The sequence below is a fragment of the Methanoculleus sp. SDB genome (assembly GCA_001412355.1).
In the GTDB taxonomy this organism is placed as follows: domain Archaea; phylum Halobacteriota; class Methanomicrobia; order Methanomicrobiales; family Methanomicrobiaceae; genus LKUD01.
The window spans coordinates 20,242-37,672 of the sequence record LKUD01000031.1; the positions used below are offsets into that span (position 1 = coordinate 20,242).

General features: G+C 57.6%; 20 protein-coding genes. 14 read left to right on the plus strand and 6 right to left on the minus strand.

Features of this window, described 5'->3' with window-relative positions; all coding sequences use genetic code 11:
• Positions 1–116: 116 nt before the first annotated feature.
• Positions 117–2,564 (plus strand): hypothetical protein, encoded by a 2,448-nt coding sequence (locus tag APR53_08655; GenBank protein ID KQC05037.1) that lies wholly within the window; start codon positions 117–119, stop codon positions 2,562–2,564.
• Positions 2,557–3,252 (plus strand): hypothetical protein, encoded by a 696-nt coding sequence (locus APR53_08660; GenBank protein ID KQC05038.1) that lies wholly within the window; start codon positions 2,557–2,559, stop codon positions 3,250–3,252. The genes APR53_08655 and APR53_08660 overlap by 8 nt, the downstream gene beginning before the upstream one ends.
• On the opposite strand, the gene APR53_08665 is transcribed toward APR53_08660, so the two are convergent.
• Positions 3,249–4,076: a nucleoside 2-deoxyribosyltransferase gene (locus APR53_08665; GenBank protein ID KQC05039.1), complete on the minus strand. Its 828-nt coding sequence runs from the start codon at positions 4,074–4,076 to the stop codon at positions 3,249–3,251. The two genes, APR53_08660 and APR53_08665, sit on opposite strands and share 4 nt — an antisense overlap.
• 30 nt (positions 4,077–4,106) lie before the next feature.
• Between APR53_08665 and APR53_08670 the strand changes: the two genes are divergently transcribed.
• The 6 genes from APR53_08670 to APR53_08695 all read left to right on the plus strand — a co-directional run bounded on the left by APR53_08670 (position 4,107) and on the right by APR53_08695 (position 8,087).
• Positions 4,107–4,607 carry a hypothetical protein gene (locus APR53_08670; GenBank protein KQC05040.1) on the plus strand — a complete coding sequence of 167 codons (501 nt, stop codon included), beginning with the start codon at positions 4,107–4,109 and terminating at the stop codon, positions 4,605–4,607.
• Between the two features lie 352 nt (positions 4,608–4,959).
• Positions 4,960–5,685 (plus strand): ABC transporter ATP-binding protein, encoded by a 726-nt coding sequence (locus tag APR53_08675; protein KQC05041.1) that lies wholly within the window; start codon positions 4,960–4,962, stop codon positions 5,683–5,685.
• Positions 5,678–7,081 carry a hypothetical protein gene (locus tag APR53_08680; GenBank protein ID KQC05042.1) on the plus strand — a complete coding sequence of 468 codons (1,404 nt, stop codon included), beginning with the start codon at positions 5,678–5,680 and terminating at the stop codon, positions 7,079–7,081. The genes APR53_08675 and APR53_08680 overlap by 8 nt, the downstream gene beginning before the upstream one ends.
• A 109-nt stretch (positions 7,082–7,190) precedes the next feature.
• A complete protein-coding gene (locus APR53_08685) occupies positions 7,191–7,634 on the plus strand; it encodes a hypothetical protein (protein KQC05043.1) in 444 nt (147 codons plus the stop codon).
• A 52-nt stretch (positions 7,635–7,686) separates the two neighbouring features.
• Positions 7,687–7,848 (plus strand): rubredoxin, encoded by a 162-nt coding sequence (locus tag APR53_08690; protein ID KQC05083.1) that lies wholly within the window; start codon positions 7,687–7,689, stop codon positions 7,846–7,848.
• 50 nt (positions 7,849–7,898) lie between these two features.
• Positions 7,899–8,087 carry a rubredoxin gene (locus tag APR53_08695; protein KQC05084.1) on the plus strand — a complete coding sequence of 63 codons (189 nt, stop codon included), beginning with the start codon at positions 7,899–7,901 and terminating at the stop codon, positions 8,085–8,087.
• Positions 8,088–8,127: 40 nt separating this feature from the next.
• Here the strand turns inward: APR53_08695 and APR53_08700 are convergent, their stop codons facing one another.
• Both APR53_08700 and APR53_08705 read right to left on the minus strand, forming a co-directional pair.
• Positions 8,128–8,784 carry a hypothetical protein gene (locus APR53_08700; protein ID KQC05044.1) on the minus strand — a complete coding sequence of 219 codons (657 nt, stop codon included), beginning with the start codon at positions 8,782–8,784 and terminating at the stop codon, positions 8,128–8,130.
• A gap of 72 nt (positions 8,785–8,856) precedes the next feature.
• Positions 8,857–9,630, minus strand: a complete 774-nt coding sequence (locus APR53_08705) for a hypothetical protein (protein ID KQC05045.1) — start codon at positions 9,628–9,630, stop codon at positions 8,857–8,859.
• Between the two features lie 141 nt (positions 9,631–9,771).
• On the opposite strand from APR53_08705, the gene APR53_08710 reads away from it, so the two are divergent.
• The gene (locus tag APR53_08710) at positions 9,772–10,173 is read left to right on the plus strand and encodes a hypothetical protein (GenBank protein KQC05046.1); all 402 of its coding nucleotides are present in this window, start codon (positions 9,772–9,774) and stop codon (positions 10,171–10,173) included.
• On the opposite strand, the gene APR53_08715 is transcribed toward APR53_08710, so the two are convergent.
• Positions 10,170–11,135: a hypothetical protein gene (locus APR53_08715; protein KQC05047.1), complete on the minus strand. Its 966-nt coding sequence runs from the start codon at positions 11,133–11,135 to the stop codon at positions 10,170–10,172. The genes APR53_08710 and APR53_08715 overlap by 4 nt on opposite strands.
• A 144-nt stretch (positions 11,136–11,279) precedes the next feature.
• Here APR53_08715 and APR53_08720 point away from each other — a divergent pair, with 144 nt between their 5' ends.
• Positions 11,280–11,552 carry a hypothetical protein gene (locus APR53_08720; protein KQC05048.1) on the plus strand — a complete coding sequence of 91 codons (273 nt, stop codon included), beginning with the start codon at positions 11,280–11,282 and terminating at the stop codon, positions 11,550–11,552.
• Between the two features lie 44 nt (positions 11,553–11,596).
• On the opposite strand, the gene APR53_08725 is transcribed toward APR53_08720, so the two are convergent.
• Both APR53_08725 and APR53_08730 read right to left on the minus strand, forming a co-directional pair.
• Positions 11,597–12,814, minus strand: a complete 1,218-nt coding sequence (locus tag APR53_08725; GenBank protein ID KQC05049.1) for a hypothetical protein — start codon at positions 12,812–12,814, stop codon at positions 11,597–11,599.
• Between the two features lie 75 nt (positions 12,815–12,889).
• Complete coding sequence (locus APR53_08730) at positions 12,890–13,723, minus strand: hypothetical protein (GenBank protein ID KQC05050.1); 834 nt, start codon at positions 13,721–13,723, stop codon at positions 12,890–12,892.
• A 172-nt stretch (positions 13,724–13,895) separates the two neighbouring features.
• On the opposite strand from APR53_08730, the gene APR53_08735 reads away from it, so the two are divergent.
• From APR53_08735 to APR53_08750, 4 genes are all read left to right on the plus strand, one after another.
• Positions 13,896–14,918 (plus strand): glyceraldehyde-3-phosphate dehydrogenase, encoded by a 1,023-nt coding sequence (locus tag APR53_08735; protein ID KQC05051.1) that lies wholly within the window; start codon positions 13,896–13,898, stop codon positions 14,916–14,918.
• 183 nt (positions 14,919–15,101) lie between these two features.
• Positions 15,102–16,046, plus strand: a complete 945-nt coding sequence (locus APR53_08740; GenBank protein KQC05085.1) for a tyrosine--tRNA ligase — start codon at positions 15,102–15,104, stop codon at positions 16,044–16,046.
• A complete protein-coding gene (locus tag APR53_08745) occupies positions 16,046–16,822 on the plus strand; it encodes a serine/threonine protein kinase (GenBank protein ID KQC05052.1) in 777 nt (258 codons plus the stop codon). Before APR53_08740 ends, APR53_08745 begins: the two co-directional genes overlap by 1 nt.
• Before the next feature lie 23 nt (positions 16,823–16,845).
• Entirely contained in the window at positions 16,846–17,388 is a 543-nt protein-coding gene (locus APR53_08750; GenBank protein KQC05053.1) for an RNA-processing protein, read from the plus strand.
• Positions 17,389–17,431 lie beyond the last annotated feature (43 nt).

The window sequence follows — 17,431 nt, forward strand, 5'->3', positions numbered from 1 at the left end:
ACACTCTTTTATTAGGAGTTACGGCATAGATTGGTATACGCTTATCCAGAACCCACCGTCTTTTTCCGGACGAGACGAAAACGTTTCATTCACCCTTTTACCCGGGCGACCCGATTATGGACCTTAGAACAAAAACTCTCATTTCATTCAACATCACGCTGATTATCATCATAGTTATCACTCTTATCCTCTCCTCAACACTCTTTCTTACCAGTTATACGCAACTTGAAGAAGAACAGATCAACAAGGACCTTGCACGGGTTCGAAACCTGATGGACATTCAGATTGAAGATATCAACCGGATTTGCGGGGATTATGCATCATGGGACGATACGTATGCCTATGTAAGCGGTGATAAGGCTGACTATGTCGCGGTGAACTTTGTTGCGGAAACCTATGAAAATCTCGGAATCAACGTGATACTCGTCAGCGATTCCCATATGCACATCATCTATGAAGGCGCCTATGATCCGGGGCTCCAGTCCTTTGTACCGGTGCCGGAAAATCTCCGTGTGTATCTGGATTATGACAGTCCGCTCTATCACGATCCATTGTCCCGGACGTACGCTGCCGGGATCATCAGTCTGCCCGAAGGGCCGATGCTGATCACCTCACGTCCCGTACTCACAAGCGATCAATCCGGCCCCCCGAACGGATTTTTTATCATGGGTGCCTACCTTGACGATACCCGCATCACCGCACTTTCCGATGCCATCGGTCTTCCCGTTTCCATCTCCGCACAAAACGATCGGAAATTCACGAAGTCCGTCGAACCACGGAACGAATGGTTTTCCACTGGATTTACCCCGTTTGAGGATATTCTCGGAAATGAGGCATTTGTTATCAGTATCGAGGAACCGCGGGATATTTATAATCAGGGAAAGAACACCCTGGCGAGCTTTATCTTCATTCTCCTTCTCTTCGGCCTGATCTCGGGCATTCTCACAGTACTGGTCATCGACCGGAGCCTCCTCTCGCGCCTCAGTCTGCTTGCAACACACGTATCCGCTATCGGTACGGACGGGGATGTGAGCCGCCGTGTCGAAAGCGCGGGAGATGATGAGCTCTCACATCTCGGGGAGGCTATAAACCGGATGCTGGCAACGATTGAGCAGATCCAGGAGACCCTGCAGGAGAGCGAGGCACGGTATCGGGGTATCGTCAACGACCAGATGGAGTTCATCTGCCGATACCGCCCTGACGGTGTGGTTACCTTTGTCAACGATATCTTTTCCGCGTATGTGGATGTTCCCGCATCATCAATCGTCGGCCGGAAATTTACCCAGACGCTCCTGTCCGATGACCTGCCCCTGTTTCAGGAGGCGCTCACGGCGGTGACGCCGGATGCGCCTGCCACCGATGTGGAATTCAGGGTTATTCATCATGACGGCGCCGTGCGCTGGCAGCGGTGGGCGGTCAGGGCGATTTTTTCGCAGACAGACCGGATATCCGAATACCAGCTGATCGGACAGGATATCACCGAGCTGAAAAATGCCGAAGAGGCGTTGCGGGAGAGTCAGCGGATGCTCTCCACACTTATGAGCAATCTGCCGGGCATGGTATACAGGGGCGCGAATGACTCTCAATGGACAATGACATTTGTCAGCGATGGCGCACGCGATCTTACGGGGTATGAGCCTGAAGAGCTGACAGGCAGCGGCCGGGTCGCATTTGAAGACCTCATTCACCCTGAGGATATCCCGGATGTCTGGAAGACCATCCGGGATGGGATTGCAGAGAGAGCGCCATTCGCCATGAATTACCGGATTATAACCCACTCAGGTAAGGAAAAATGGGTGAGAGAACTCGGACGGGGCGTATACGGGAAAGACGGCGAACTTCGTGCACTTGAAGGATTCATCATGGATATCACCGCGATCAAGAAATCCCGGGACGCCATTTCCGAAGCGAACAAAAAACTCAATCTCCTCAACAACATCACCCGCCACGACATCCTTAACCAGCTCACCGCGCTTCTCGGCTATATCGAACTCTCGCGGTCCGACATCACCGATGAGGGCGTCCGGCACTACTTTGAAAAAATGGAGAGAGCTGCACGGACAATCCACGAACAGATTCTTTTCACCCGTGATTACCAGCAGCTGGGTGTCATGGGTGCGCAGTGGTCACCCGTCAGGTCAGCCATATCCGAAGGTATGGCACGTCTCGATCTCAGTACCATCCGTCTTTCGGTTGATGTGGACGATATCCGGGTCTTTGCGGATCCGCTTCTCTTCAGAGTCTTTTATAATCTCGCCCATAACAGCCTGATCCATGGGGGACCGGGGCTGTCGGAGATCCGGATTTCCGGTCATGAGACCGAGAGAGGATACCTGCTCCTCTACGATGATGATGGCGAAGGCATATCCCGTGAGGATAAAGATAAAATATTTAACGCAGGATACGGAAAAGTCACCGGATACGGGTTATTTTTAATCAGGGAAATCCTCGCCATCACCGGAATCGGGATACGGGAGAGCGGTGAAGAGGGAGAGGGTGCGAGGTTCGAAATCCTCATCCCTCCCGGGGCGTACAGGCTTGCGGCCGGGCCGGAGCATGCGTAAACGGGAGGAATGCAGTACCGAGCATTTTTTCCATCGCGGGGAATATAACCTATCCATGCGTACCTATTTCATCGGAGCCCTTATTGTGGGTCTTCTGCTTGTATGCGGCTGCACCGGCCCGGCTGCACCGCCCGCTACGCCCGTACCGACCACGGAGCCGGCACCCCCGGTGTCCACAGAAACGGCCACTCCCACACCGACTCCCGCCCCCTATGAGGACGCTCTCGCACTGGGAAGCTCCTTCCAATACGGAACGGACGAAGAGAAGCGGGAGATTACCATCTACCGCGCATTCACCGTCCCCACCTACTGGTGGCATTCAACCGACACCGGATCGAACTGGGAGACAAAACCACTGAATGCCGAAAACAACCAGTTCCTCTTCGTATCCCTCAAAGTGAAGCATCTCGGTACGAAGAAGGAGATCGGTGCCCCACATCCTGCCAGTATCAGCGTTTTCTTTGATGGCGCGCTCTACCCCTCGTGGAGCGGTCGCGACAACGACTCCCCGTCGATCATCGATCTCGGCCTCCCGGCGGACGATTATTACGGCGGCATTCTCCGGCAGTACGAAACGCGGGACGGGTTTATCATCTTCGAAGTCCCGAAAACCCTGACACCCGATGCCGCGTACCTGCTCATCAACCTCGGCAACCAGTACGACGCCCCTGTCTGGAGACTTGGTTAATGCAGGGGGGAGTGCAGGGCGGCAGGTAATTCTTCCTTTTTTCCAACGACGACCGAGGATTCCTCAAGCATGAGGTTCACACGCTCGGCGTGACCGGCCCGCCGGAAATCGGTGCGAAGCGAAACGACCGGTATGTCGAGCGCATACGCGTATCCCATCTCCCATGAAGTCCCCGAATCAGCGTCCGCCCCGTCGATGACCGCCACCACATAATCAACCGCCCGGAGTGTCTCGAGATGCCGGGCGAAGATGGCACGGTGCTCGTCGCGGTTCCGGGTATGGCTCGTGTCGCCGACCTCCTGCGGGAGGTAGACATCAAAGCAGTGCGCTGTCAGTAGTGTGTGAATTTCACGGTTATACGCCTGCTCCGCTTCGGAAAACAGCGGCGCTGCAAGATAAAGCCGGTATGCCCCAAAGGTTTTCACATCGAGTGCCCGGATTTCCGGGAACCGCGCCAGAAACGCCCCCCTCCCCTCTTCTGCGATCCGGGTGCGGTGGGTACGGTTCACCCCGCAGGCAGGTGAGGCATCGACCCCGATGATGGCAAGCGGCGCACCCCTGCGGTCGATTATATCCCTGACGTGGCGTTCCTGCTCATCGAGTATACGGGAAAACGCTTCGGTATCGAGGCGGTCCCGGTAGCTTCCCGGCTTCCTGCCCCTGCCGAGATACTCGGTCTCCGGACAGGGCATCAGCACCATCTCGATGCCGAACCGGCGGCACCGCTCACTGCATGCTGCGAACGCGTTTATGTCCTCCTGCCGGGTAATACCCTCAGCGCGGAGGGACGGGTCCTGTACGCAGGGGCACATCAGTACATACATTGAAGAGAGATTCGCGCTCAACCGTCTTAGATGATACCGCTCTTTGCCTTTCGCGACAACTCCTGCGACCCGAAAAAATGCACGGTGAAAAAGCTGGAGCGGGCAGGGATGGTCACCGTCGTTACGAGTCCCGTAAAAATCCCTAAGTACTCCCTTATTCTCGACCCGACCGCCGTGCAGGCGATCTCCCCCGCCGACCGCGGCGTGCCGTCGATCACCGCGCTTGACTGTTCATGGGAGGTCCTCGATACGGGTATCGTCCGGCGTTTCCGTGTGCGACGGGCGCTTCCCTTTCTTGTCGCCGCAAACCCGGTGAATTTCGGGCGCCCCTTCCGCCTCACGTCAGCCGAAGCATTCGCGGCCGCACTCTGGATTCTCGGTGAACCCGAACAGGCGACGGCGGTGCTCCGCCGGTTTGGCTGGGGTGAGCGGTTTCTGGAAGTGAATGCGGAACCACTCGCCGACTATGCCGCCGCCGGGACAAGTAGCGATATCATCCGGATTCAGTCCGAATATATCGGCGGGGAGTGAGGCGGAATCCGGCAGTCAGCCGGAGGGGAATGGACCGGAAATGCTAAAATAGAAGGGGATAGCACTACGATTATGGGTCCGGCACCGCCGTGAAAGCCCGGGAGGGACGATTATGCGCAGGCAAACGATCGCCACCTGTATCTTTTTCGTACTCGTTCTCCTCGCTGCATCTGTGGGATGCACGGAGTATGCCCCCTCTGCCCCGCCCCCTCTTCCGACACCGTCCGATGTACCGATTCCCACTGCCACCCCGACACTTCCCGAACCGGTGCATACCGCGCCGGAGAGTGGTACAGGGGGGGGCAATGTTTATCAATATAGATAATCAATAGAGATTATCTGTAGGTGGTTTATGCACGGCATCATCGAAGCAGACGGACTGACAAGGACCTTCGGGGATGTGACCGCGGTGGATCACGTCACCCTCACCATTCCCCGGGGGGAACTCTTCGGCCTTCTCGGACCCAACGGCTCGGGAAAGACGACCATGAACAAACTGATGACAGGACAGATTCACCCGACGTCAGGGACCATCCGGGTGATGGATATGGATGTCGCGGAGCGTCCCCTCGATGTCCGTGCGAAAGTCGGCATCATTCCTGAACAGGAAACGCCTCCCTCGTTTCTTACTGCGGAGGAGTACCTGCATTTCGTAGGGAAAATCCGGGGCCTGACGGACATCGAAGAGCGGGCGAATTCGTGGTTTAACATACTGGAGTTCCGGGATAAAAAGGAAGTGCTCTGCAAGGATCTTTCCCGGGGAACGCGCCAGAAACTGATGGTGGCACAGGCATTTCTCCATGAACCTCCCCTTGCCTTCATCGACGAACCCCTCATAAACCTCGATCCGATCATGCAGCGGACCGTAAAGGACTTTCTGCAGGAATATGTCTTTAATGGCGGCACGATCTTCTTTTCCACCCATATTCTCGGCATCGCCGAGGAGATCTGCACCTCCTTTGCAATCCTCTCCGGAGGATCCGTTCTCCACCACGGCACCATCGATCAACTCCGTGCAGACAACCGGAAACTCGAAGGATTCTTCCTCGAACAGGTAAAAGGACCGGCATATGCGTGAACTCTTCGTCGCGATGCTGAAGGAGGAGTGGCGGATCCACTCCACGATGACCGGAAACCTCGGTTTTGCGCTCTTTCCGGTCATGATCGCGGGATTCACCTTCATGGCCGCGTGGATGCTCCCCCTCATTCCCGGGATCGTTCCCCTTGCCACCCTTGCATTCATCGTCCATGCACTGTTCGCGCTGATGGGCGTGATGGTCGGGAGCTTCGGGATCATGGGGCGGGAGTTCATGAACCGCCGTTTCGGGCAGGCCAGCCTTGTTGCCTACTCATCGCGGAGCCTTCCCGTCTCTGAAAGCCGGATATTTTCCGTTTTTATTATAAAAGACGTGGTATTCTACCTTTTCCTCTGGGTGATCCCCGCCGTGCTGGGAATCGCCGCGGCAACTCCCTTCATCGGCCTCAGCCCGAGCCTTCCTCCCCTCCTCCTGCTCACATTCACCCTCTCGTTCCTCGAGGGGCTTGCAATCGTTTTTTTCCTCTCGACAGTCTATGCCCGCTCCCCCCGGATCGCCGGGGCGCTCATCGCGGGTGCGGCCTTCGCCATCGGCTTAGCGTCTCTTGCGGGCATCGGGCCGGCTGTGCTGCTGCCACCCTATGCATTTCTTCTTGCACCCTCCTCCCTCATGCTCCTGGCTTCGCTCGCCCTGATCGCTGTTCCTGCCGCATGTTCCATCGCATGGGCGACGATCGACTATCCCGACGCCGCACGCCGGTTCCCGAACACCCTGACCGGCCTCGTCCGCAGGTTCCGGTTCTTCTCCAATCCCTGGTTCGTGGCAAAGGATGCGCTCGACCTCATCCGTAGCGAAGGAGGGGTTGCCAAGCTGATTTTTTCATTCCTGATGCCGCTCGCACTCATCTGGGTATTTCTCTCCGTTCTCTTCCGGTTCATTCCGGGGATCAGCCCGCTGATCGTCTTTGCCGTCCTCCTCGGCGTAATCTCGTCGACCACGTACAACTGGCTGACAGAATTCGAGTCGTTTTCATCGTACGCGTTTCTGCCGGTTGACGTGCGGACCGTTCTCATGAGCAAATTGCAGAGCTACGGGGTCATCAACCTCGTTTCCCTCGCCGTGCTTCTCGTCATCGCCTTCGGCACCGGTGAAGGGGAGCTCATCATTCCCGCGGTTCTCGTCTTTGTCTCGGTTTCGGCATACGCCCTTGCGGTGACCGTCCGCCTCACCGGACTGCATCCATCCGCCATGCTCTACAACGCCCGGGTGTTTTTCACCTACATCGCCGCAATCGCGCCCTTACTCCTGATACTCATCTTTTCGTCGATTGTTCACCCGTGGATCGCGGCGGCGGGAATACTACTTATCCCGGTCGCATGGATCCTGATTGCCCGCGCCTCCGTCCGGTGGACTGCCTGGGAGATGCCGAGCTACTGAATGCCGGCGGGGAGACCTCCTCTCCCCCGAACATTTTCGGGGCAGGTTTTTTGGGGCGGACCGGGCGACAGCATTATTATACGGGGAGCCGGAAACGGTTGAATGGCATATGACCTCTCCTGCCCCGTCGTCCTCTCTCCGTAACCGCTTCATCGGCATCGGTATTATCGCCGCATCCCTCCTCTTCTTCACCTGGTACGGGATGAACCTGACCTGCGGGTGCACGGTTGGGCCCGGAGAGGGGGTGCTCGAAGGACAGGTCACCATCGGCCCGCTCTGCCCGGTCGAGCCCTGCAGCGTCCCGCAGGAGACTGTTGAGGCGGCGTATGCAGCCCGAAAGGTCACCATTTATGCGCCCGACGGGACCACGGTCGTCCGGACGCTGTCCATCGATCCCGAAGAGGGATACCTCACCGCCCTGCCCCCCGGAAGATACGTCGTCGACATTGCCCGAACCGGCATCGACCGGAGCGATGACGTCCCCCGGGACGTGACGGTTCGGGCAGGGGAGACAGTGAGGGTGGATATAGCAATCGATACGGGGATCCGATAGCCTGAAAGATTTAATCCCGTGGAATAGAATACCCTCCCCGGGAGGAATGCTTATGACGAAATATCTCTGCGACGTCTGCAACGTTTACGAGTATGTTGTTGAAAACGGCGATGCCGACCTTAACATACCGGCGGGCACGCTGCCTGCCGATTTCCCGGATGACTGGGAATGCCCCGTCTGCGCCGCGGATAAAACCCACATGCAGCCGGTGTGAAAGGATTTATAATCTTTTTCTGTTTTATCCGGTTCCGGGAGAGGAAACGCATGACACGATATGTCTGTGATGTCTGCACGATCTTCGAGTACATCGTCGAAAACGGGGATGCAGAGACACATATCTCCCCGGGAACATACCCGGCCGATTTCCCCGATGACTGGAAGTGCCCCGTCTGCGGGGTGGACAAGACGCACATGCAGCCCGTTCGTGAAAAAAAGGAAGGAACCCCCGCCTGAGAGAGCGGGAGAGGTACCCGGTGAAAGAGTGGTATTTGTCTTACTCTTCGTCCGAAAATCCGCACTCCAGGTGCGTGCCGTCACAGAACGGCTTTCGGTGTGAGCGGCCGCACCGGCAGAGCGTGTAGTGCTCCGGGATGACTGGCTGTTCACCCCCCGGATTCTCCAGTGCGATGCCCCCGACTACATCATACTGGCGATCTTTCTGCACCCGGATCGCGGGTTCCCTCACCTCGTCTTTTCCGCTTTTTCCGTCGCGGGCGTACCAGAGTGCCCCCGAGGGGCATCTGCGGACGACACGCTCGACCTCATAGGCATACCCCTCGTCCGGCTTGATGCGCGGCGATTCTCCGGGCCTGAACACCAGCGGAAGATATTCGGTGCATATGCCTTCGTGGCAGCATGCCCGGCGGTTTTCATAGACCGTCACCTGTTTCCCTTCGTATGTATCGATGCGATCCGGCAGGCCGCCTTCCTCCGTATCCCCGCAGAAACCGACCTCGCGGTGGGTGCCGTCACAGAATGGTTTCTTCCGTGACTTCCCGCACCGGCAGAGCGCCATCGTCGGCTTCGTCCCGATGGCATCGCCCTCCGTGTCCAGCAGGTGTCTGCAGTTCTTCACAATCAGAGGGCCGTCCTTTACGACCTCGATGAAGGGTGCGGCAGTGTCGCTGCCGGTTTCGGATGCCTCGCTCATAGAATCACCTATACACGGGGCTGGTGATGATGCTTGTGCTGTTACGGGTGAGCCGGCGCGGCACTGCGGCAGTCAGAGTACCGAATACCGGCCTTCTCCGGCAACAAGCCTTCCGGGTGCCGTCTGCCACCCGTCCCCTGCGAGGGTGGCGATGACCGTATCATGGTAGGCATTCCCCGACCAGCCGAGAATCCACCATTCGTTCCTCCCCCCGGCGCTGACCGATACCGTAAGGGCGTCTGGGAAGGCGGCATCATACCGCGAATAGAGCAGGGTATCGTATCGTGAGCATACGAGCGGCATTGACGGGGAATGCGGAACATCACAGGCCACGGATGTCAGGTTTTGTTTCGGGAGAAGCAGCGGCTCGGTGCCGTCCGGGTGATGCGTGGCGATAGAAGAGGGCGACGGAACGGATATCGAAAGAATTATTGGAGATTCTCCTGCATTTCCGGCATTCCGGGGACCCGTTGGGCCTTCATCCCCTTCCGGGAGCGGATCGGGCGTGCGAGGCGGACGGGGAGTGATCGCCGTGGCCGAGATGCGGAGCATGCGCATCTCCCCGTCCTCAAGGACGGCCAGGTCCCATCCGGGAGGAACGCCGGCAAGCTTTCCGTCTGCGATGGCGTCGGCAACCGGTGAGATCCCGTCGCGGGCGGGAAGGGGCAGAATGATGGTTGCTTTGGTGACGGTGGTGGCGGCATCGAAGGTTGCCTCCCAGGCATACTCATGGGAGAGGGATCCCATGTACCAGTACGCACCCACTGAGGCAGCAAGGACAATAACGGCGGCGAGGCCAACCAGCATGATTCTGAGCAGATTCATTGTTCCATTCCGGTTCCACATGCAGGGGAAATCCTGCGAGATATCATCGTGCGGATGCAATAATCGTTGTGGTGGAGGGAGACATCAGTTTCACGCCGCGCACGGCTCCTCATTATACCGGACATCTGCCGTTACCCCTGATGTACCGAAAAGGTGTTGACGATGCTCGTAAAAGCCGGATACCTTCACCTCAGCAGGCAGCACGCAGAGGATTGCCACGGGTATAGTCACCGGATTGCCGAAGTCCGCATCAGGGAAAAGCGCTATGCCGTCAGGGCGGGTGAACTCTCGGCAATCCTGCGGGGATATGGAACCGCCCGCATCGAACATCTCGGACAGCGCTGGGTCGGGCACCTCGGGGGTGAAGCTGGATCCGCTTACTCTTCGCAATCCGGCCGCGGCGTGATCATCGAACTCGACAGCGGCGAACGCTACGCGCTACCGGCCGGGGGTATCCGTGCCGTTCTGACCGGATCCGCATCATACGCACAAATCTCCGAAATCGCATCCGCTCCCCCCGCCGGATGGGTGCACTCGGGAGTGCAGACGGAGCTTCCTGCCTAAATCCTCACATCCGGATGCCCGAAGGCTGAAGCTGCCGCCCCCAGCAACGGCGCGTCGCCACCGAGTGAACTGACGTGGAGCGACGGCAAGAGAAGATACCGGTCGCGATAACGCTCGATAAGGGGGAGGAGGATGGAGGAATTCTCCCGCATAACAGGCCCGTCGAATATAATGCGCTCCGGTTCATACGCAACCGTCACCCCTGAAACGCCGCGTGCATTAATCCGGCCGAGCTCATCGGCAAATGCACAGGCACACGGGTCACCCTCGCGAACGGCCTGAAACAGTGCGGCGGCAGTTGCCACATTCCTGCCACCTTCGGGATGGCACTCTTCCACCCTGCACCAGCGGTCGAAAAACGAGGGGATGCTCCGGCCGGATGCATACGCCTCCCAGTGCCCTTCATGACCGCAGCCACACGGCATGCCATATCGCGAGTCGACATACAGATGCCCGATCTCGCCTGCATTCCCGTGCAATCCGCTAAGCAGCCTGCCGTTCACAATCGCTCCCGCGCCAATGCCCGTTGAGATCGTGATATAGACGGCATTCTCGCACCCGCGCGCATTACCGAGCCATCGCTCACCCACGATACCGGCACGGGCGTCATTCATCAGGTACACGGGAACCCTCCACCGCCCGGCGAGAGGTTGTACGAGTGCAATCCTGTCAAATGCCATGTTCGGCGAAGATACCACCTCACCCCGGACGGTATCAAGCGGTCCGGCAGCACTTACGCTCACGGCATGAAAAGAGGCGGTCCCATCGGGCGGCACGATTGAAGCTATCATATCACTGATGCGGTCCGCAACAACGTCGCCCGAACGTCCCGATGACGGTGTGGCCGCCTCCGCCCGGCAGAGGATGCGCCCTCCGGCGGCAACCAGCGCAACGCGTAGCCGGGTTGCCCCGAAATCGACGGCAATTACTTTCTCCGTCGCTTCCTGATCCAGATATGCCATATCCGTACTTCCCAAGAGAGATCGGCATTCACCGGATTTAACTGCTGGTGGCCGGAATCCCGGCCTGCCGGAAGAGACGGCAGGAAGGAAACCGAGGCTTTATAGTGTCGTGAACGATACGGAGGTCATACCGTCGTGATTGCTATGGCCGAACAGAAACGCGTATCAACCGAAGAAGCAAAAAAAATCGGAGAAGCTCTGGGAATCCGTTGGGATAAATTCGATGTCGAACAGTTCAGGGTGGGAATGGATGTCGAATTCGAACACGGCACTCGGGACGCGCACACCAATGTCACCAACGATGATCTGATGACAACCGGGAAGATTGCTCTCGCTCACCTCAATGAATTTCCTGATTACTACGATCGCCTCGAAAAGATGGAAGAGGAAGCAAAAGAGTACTGGAAAAACCGGTGAAATCCCGAATCACGGGAACCGGGGCTGGCGAGGAGGGATTTTTGTCAGGAGCGACGGATCTTCCTCCCGAACCCTGCCGCCAGAACCGCGAGCGCCATACCCGTAATCAGACCGGGTTCGCCGGCTGATGCCGGCGTCGGAGCCGTTTCGGGTGCCATTTTTATCAGAAACGATGCACCTGCATCCTCAGACACACTCCTCCTGAGCCCTCCGATTATATATCCGCCATCGGGCGTCTGCTGCACCGATGTGACGACGGCATCCGGAATCATCCGCGTCCATTCGGTCTTCCCGTTCGCTGCCGTGCGCAGGATCATGAATCCGCCTGCAGAACCGGGGGATTCCGGGGCGGGACCGGCAATCAGGCATCCTCCGTCCGAAAGAGGCGTGAGGATGACAACGGACGAAAAATATCCCGTCACAGGCCGCTCAGAGCGAACACTTCCGTCCGGTGCAATCACGAGGAGGAATACCGCACCACCCGCTGTGGACGATGTTACATCGTCGGCACCCGTTGCCGCGCCCATATATCCGCCTCCGGATACAGGCTGAACGGCTGTAATTTCCTCGTACTGCGGATACTGCTGTTCACGAACAATAGCGCCGTCATCACCCGCGACGAGGAGGAAGGCGGAGGTTCCTTCCGGTGCGGCGACACTTCCTCCCACGACGGCTCCGCCGCCCGGAAGCGACCGGACGGATCGGGCATGATACCGGTCCGCGCCGTCACCGGAAGGGAGCGGAAGAATCCACTCTTCCTCCCCTTCGCCGGAGAGACGGATCAGCACACTCCGATCGGCCTCGGCCACAAGGACTGCTCCGCCGTCGGCGGTGTCAATCGCACGGATGGTCCGGTTTTCTCCGGGTACGTACGTCCATCGTGGCTTTGCGGCCGGGCTGGCAGCGATGATCTCCTGCCGGTCCGTGACGAGGAGAAGACCGTCCGCCGGCATTTCCCTGACAAAGATATACGCAGTTGATACGATTTCTCCCTGAATGTATGCGATACGATCCGGATAGCCCGTTTCATTCAGAAATACAACGGCGGCACCGAGTGCCGCTTCGCCTCCGGCCACGTAACCGCCACCCGGAGGAGCCTGCACGGAATACAGGATGATTTCGGTGGAATCAAATATACGGAACCATTCATCAGAGGGCGGGGAGCCGGCTGATGATATCGTGACGAGGCAGATGGCGAGCAGCACTGCCAGTGCGCACCACCTGTATCCCACAGGTGTGTTCCCGAATTTTTGTACCATCATTACTTCCCCGGTATGCCTTCCAGCCTCATGAGTGCTTCGTCCCTTTCCCCGAAAATAGTGAGAAGAGGATCCCCCTCACCGAAGAAACGCGAGGCAGGAGACGATAACTCTCCGGCCGGATCGCCGCGTATCCGTCGCCAGTTCATGCCGGCAGCTGTATGCAGGATACAGTACGAGGAAGACTGCGAGGGCTGCCAGCACGGGGGCAGGCGGGGTGCAGGCAATGAGACAGACGCCGAGTGCCCCGGCAGAGAGCATCAGGCACAGAAACAGAACCGCCCACCCGCCTGACCTGCCGAGACTGACCACGGTCGTCCGTGCGGTTCCGAGGTCCTCCGCATAATCGTTGATCTGGTGGGCGACCAGCGCTTCCATGCAGACTGTCGTAGCAATGAGGGCTGCGACGAGAGAAACGGATGCTCCGGGGGTACCGCCGGCGAGTGCGAAACCGGCAAGCACGGGCAGACCGCCGAACATCAGTCCGTGGGTCACAATGTCGACGATAAGACGATCCTTCAGGCGGAACGGCTCCGCGGAGTACAGGGTGAGGGCTCCGGCACACAGGGCCGTGAAAATCCATCCGACCCATCCCGCAGAAATGGCGAGAAACGCCGGAACAAGGAGAAGGAGGAGCATCAGCCGCCGTGTCCCCCGCGGGCTCACCCGTCCGGCTGCAAGCGGATTCGTGTCCGTGGCGGCCTTACCCTGATGATTCCGGTCAATTTCAACGTCATAATAGTTATTCACCACAAATCCGTACGCGGTCAGGCAGAAGAAGGAGAGCCCGGTGACAAGGAGGGCAGACGAGAAACCCCCCGCACAATATGCTCCGGCAAGCGGGAAGAGCAGATAAAATTTTATCCAGTCCGGAATCCGCATCATCCGGATATATCCTGAAATCCCGTCCATTCACCAGATATATGCCCCCGGAGGTGATAAATCATCATTATTTTTTCCGTGGAGCCGCGGCAGGTATCCGCACCTGCTGCTGGCGGATTCATACCTATAAATAGGATGCTCTTCTTACTGAATCTTATACGACAACAGGACAGGTGTATTAAAGGATTTCTGGTGAGGAGACATGATTAAGGTCGCAATTAACGGATACGGCACAATCGGCAAACGTGTAGCCGACGCGGTGAACGCCCAGCCCGACATGGAAGTAGTCGGTGTTTCGAAGACACGCCCCAGTGCGGAGGCATATATCGCGAACATGCGTGGATATCCTCTCTACATCGCAGACATCGCGAAGCGGAACACCTTTGAAGATGCGGGCATCCGGGTTGCCGGAGATATCGAGGAGATGCTCAAGCACGCCGATGTGGTGGTTGATGCCACGCCGGGTGGCGTGGGCAAAAAAAACAGGGCGCTCTATGAACTCTATAATCTCAAAGCGATCTGGCAGGGAGGGGAGGACCACGACGTCGCGGGTTTTTCGTTCAACTCGTCGTGCAATTACGAATCCGCACTCGGGCGCGATTTTGTACGGGTCGTTTCCTGCAATACGACAGGACTCTGCCGCATCATCAAAGCGGTCGATGAAGCCTTCGGAGTGACCAAGGTCCGCGCCACGATGGTGCGCCGCGGATCGGATCCCGGAGGGATTAAAAAAGGGCCGGTGGATGCGATTGTCCTCAATCCCGTGACCATTCCCAGCCATCACGGACCCGATGTCCAGACCGTGCTTCCGCATATCGATATCGTGACGCTCGCCATGATCGTCCCGACGACCTTCTGCCATATGCACGTGGTGCAGATGGATCTTGGCGCCGATGCAACACGGGAAGAGATCCTGAACATCATCGAAGAGCACCCGAGAATGGGCCTTGTCCGCAAAGGGACCGGGATTACGAGCACCGCCGAGCTGAAGGAATATGCCTCCGATATGGGACGGCCGCGATCCGACCTCTGGGAGAGCTGCATCTACGAGGAATCGGTCTCCGTCGTGGGCAAGCGTGAACTCTACCTGTTCCAGGCCATTCACCAGGAGGCGGATGTCGTCGTGGAGAACATCGATGCGATCCGTGCCATGATGAACGGCACACCGGATCCCCTCGAATCCGTTGCGATGACAAATAAGGCGCTCGGTTTCACACCCCTTTGAGGGGTGAAAAGAGGGATTCGGGCACGCAACAGACACGGGGATGCGGAATGCGGTTGCCGGTTGCGGGCCGTTCTGCCGATGGACCCGGAGGTTTCCGCGCATATAAGCAGGGCAGGGGAAGAGCGGCGCTTTTCCTCTTCCACCGGAATAACCATTAACACCCCGCGTCACCCATATTTTTTAATGGATCCGTACTCGCTGGTCGCACGAAATACCGTTGAGATCGTTACCGGGGATGAACTGAAGGCAGTCCTAGCGCAGCCCGTCAAACGTGTCTATGCCGGCTACGAACCGAGCGGTGAGATCCATCTCGGCCATCTGGTTACGATAAACAAACTCATCGACATGCGCGACGCAGGATTTGACGTCACCGTTCTCCTCGCGGATCTTCATGCCTTCCTCAACCGGAAAGGCACAATGGAGGAGGTCCGTGCCCTGGCCGAGTACAATCGCCGCTGTTTCGAGGCCGTGGGGCTGACGGGAGTTGAATTCGTACTCGGATCCGATGTTCAGCTGAATCCCGAATACGAACTCCGGGTGCTTGAACTTTCCCAGCAGATTACCCTGAACCGGGCGAAGCGCAGCATGGACGAAGTCGGCCGGCAGATGGAGCACCCGACCGTTTCCCAGATGGTATACCCGATCATGCAGATGGTGGATATCGAGACCCTCGGGGTCGATGCGGCGGTTGGCGGGATTGACCAGAGGAAGATTCACATGCTCGCCCGTGAAAATCTTCCGGCTGTCGGAGGCAGGGCACCGGTCTGCATTCACACGCCAATCTTAAACGGCCTCGACGGGAAAAAGATGTCCTCGTCGAGCGGGAACTACATCTCGGTCGCCGATTCCGAAGCAGGCATCAAACAAAAGATCAAGAAGGCCTTCTGTCCGCCGGAGACTGTCGAGAACCCCATCCTCCAGCTCCTGCAGTACCACGTCTTCCCGCGGCTGTCCAGGATCACACTCCGGCGTCCCGAAAAATTCGGGGGGGACAGGGAATTTCACAGCTATGAGGAGATCGAGCAGGCGTACGGTTGCGGGGATGTGCATCCGATGGATCTGAAAAACGCCGCGGCGGATGGCCTTATCGAAGTGCTGGGCCCGGTACGGGAGTATATGGAACGATAATGAGCATCGACGGGCTAATGAACCGGTTCGACCGGGAAGTGGAGAAAATGGGCGTCCGCGTGAAAGACGCCGACCAGATGAAAGTCATGGACAACGTCTTTGACGAGGTCACTCTCCTCGCCCTCTACCGGCTCGTGCATAAAAAGCATATCTCCGTCATCGGCGGATCAATCTCAACGGGAAAAGAGGCGAACGTCTTCTACGGCGAGAAGGACGGGCGTCCGATTGCAATCAAGATATACCGGATCCGGTCCGCAAATTTCAAATCCATGAGCGAATACATCACCGGCGATCCCCGGTTCGCCTCCGTCCGAGGCACGAAGAAGGAGATGGTCTTCACCTGGACACGGAAAGAGTACGCCAATATCCAGCGTGCCCGTGAAGCGGGTGTACCGGTTCCCGAACCGCTGACATTCGACAGGAACATCCTCCTTATGGAGTTCCTCGGATGGGGGGAGACGCCCTACCCGCAGCTCAGGTCGGCCGAACCGGAAGATCCGGAGGACGTCTACAAATTCATCGTCAGGATGATGAAAATACTCTACCGGGAAGCGCGTCTGGTTCACGGGGATTTGAGCGAGTTCAATATTCTCTATGGAGACCGCCCGTACATCATCGATCTCGGGCAGGCAGTAACCCCCGACCACCCCCGCGCCCACTCGTTCCTGGCGAGGGATATAAAAAATATTACCCGGTTTTTCAGCCGGTTCTGCGACGTCCGGGAAGAACGCGACGTATTCATCGACATTGTCGGGACCGAGCGGCTTGCGCCGTGAATCCCGTGAGAGGAGGGAGAACCATGACACGACAGGAAATTAAAGTAACACAAAGCCGCATTGCGGTATTGATTGGAAAAGGCGGTAAAACAAAGCGGGAGATTGAAAAAAAGACCGGTACGGTTCTTACGATTGATTCTGAAGAGGGAGCAGTGGCCGTTGAAGCGGAGGAGACGCTGTCCGTTCTGAGAACGGTGGAACTTGTACGTGCCGTGAACCGCGGTTTTTCCCCCAATCGTGCATATGTGCTGCTCGACGATGAGGACCTGATCCTCGATGTCATTGACCTCTCCGGAATCTGTACGACGACGAAACAGATGGAGCGTGTCCGTGGCCGCATCATCGGAAAGGAGGGACGGGCACGGGAACAGATCGAGTATATGACCGGCTGCCTCATCTCCGTCCTCGGAAAAACAATCGCGCTCATCGGGCTGCCGGAACAGCTGAAACTTGCCCGGACAGCGATTGATATGCTCGTCAAGGGTGTCCCCCACGAGACGGTCTTCACATTTCTTGATAAGAGAAAGAAAGAGGCAAAGCACGAAATTCTCGAATACTACTATTAGGCGGTCTCGCGTCGTGATCTACCCGGCATTCATCAGAGCCCTC

Excerpts from the sequence above, each read along its gene's own strand:
- APR53_08655 (KQC05037.1), top strand. The coding sequence starts at position 117 with ATGGACCTTAGAACAAAAACTCTCATTTCATTCAACATCACGCTGATT.
- APR53_08660 (KQC05038.1), top strand. The coding sequence starts at position 2,557 with ATGCGTAAACGGGAGGAATGCAGTACCGAGCATTTTTTCCATCGCGGG.
- APR53_08665 (KQC05039.1), bottom strand. The coding sequence starts at position 4,076 with ATGTATGTACTGATGTGCCCCTGCGTACAGGACCCGTCCCTCCGCGCT.
- APR53_08670 (KQC05040.1), top strand. The coding sequence starts at position 4,107 with ATGATACCGCTCTTTGCCTTTCGCGACAACTCCTGCGACCCGAAAAAA.
- APR53_08675 (KQC05041.1), top strand. The coding sequence starts at position 4,960 with ATGCACGGCATCATCGAAGCAGACGGACTGACAAGGACCTTCGGGGAT.
- APR53_08680 (KQC05042.1), top strand. The coding sequence starts at position 5,678 with ATGCGTGAACTCTTCGTCGCGATGCTGAAGGAGGAGTGGCGGATCCAC.
- APR53_08685 (KQC05043.1), top strand. The coding sequence starts at position 7,191 with ATGACCTCTCCTGCCCCGTCGTCCTCTCTCCGTAACCGCTTCATCGGC.
- APR53_08690 (KQC05083.1), top strand. The coding sequence starts at position 7,687 with ATGACGAAATATCTCTGCGACGTCTGCAACGTTTACGAGTATGTTGTT.
- APR53_08695 (KQC05084.1), top strand. The coding sequence starts at position 7,899 with ATGACACGATATGTCTGTGATGTCTGCACGATCTTCGAGTACATCGTC.
- APR53_08700 (KQC05044.1), bottom strand. The coding sequence starts at position 8,784 with ATGAGCGAGGCATCCGAAACCGGCAGCGACACTGCCGCACCCTTCATC.
- APR53_08705 (KQC05045.1), bottom strand. The coding sequence starts at position 9,630 with ATGTGGAACCGGAATGGAACAATGAATCTGCTCAGAATCATGCTGGTT.
- APR53_08710 (KQC05046.1), top strand. The coding sequence starts at position 9,772 with ATGCTCGTAAAAGCCGGATACCTTCACCTCAGCAGGCAGCACGCAGAG.
- APR53_08715 (KQC05047.1), bottom strand. The coding sequence starts at position 11,135 with ATGGCATATCTGGATCAGGAAGCGACGGAGAAAGTAATTGCCGTCGAT.
- APR53_08720 (KQC05048.1), top strand. The coding sequence starts at position 11,280 with ATGGCCGAACAGAAACGCGTATCAACCGAAGAAGCAAAAAAAATCGGA.
- APR53_08725 (KQC05049.1), bottom strand. The coding sequence starts at position 12,814 with ATGATGGTACAAAAATTCGGGAACACACCTGTGGGATACAGGTGGTGC.
- APR53_08730 (KQC05050.1), bottom strand. The coding sequence starts at position 13,723 with ATGGACGGGATTTCAGGATATATCCGGATGATGCGGATTCCGGACTGG.
- APR53_08735 (KQC05051.1), top strand. The coding sequence starts at position 13,896 with ATGATTAAGGTCGCAATTAACGGATACGGCACAATCGGCAAACGTGTA.
- APR53_08740 (KQC05085.1), top strand. The coding sequence starts at position 15,102 with ATGGATCCGTACTCGCTGGTCGCACGAAATACCGTTGAGATCGTTACC.
- APR53_08745 (KQC05052.1), top strand. The coding sequence starts at position 16,046 with ATGAGCATCGACGGGCTAATGAACCGGTTCGACCGGGAAGTGGAGAAA.
- APR53_08750 (KQC05053.1), top strand. The coding sequence starts at position 16,846 with ATGACACGACAGGAAATTAAAGTAACACAAAGCCGCATTGCGGTATTG.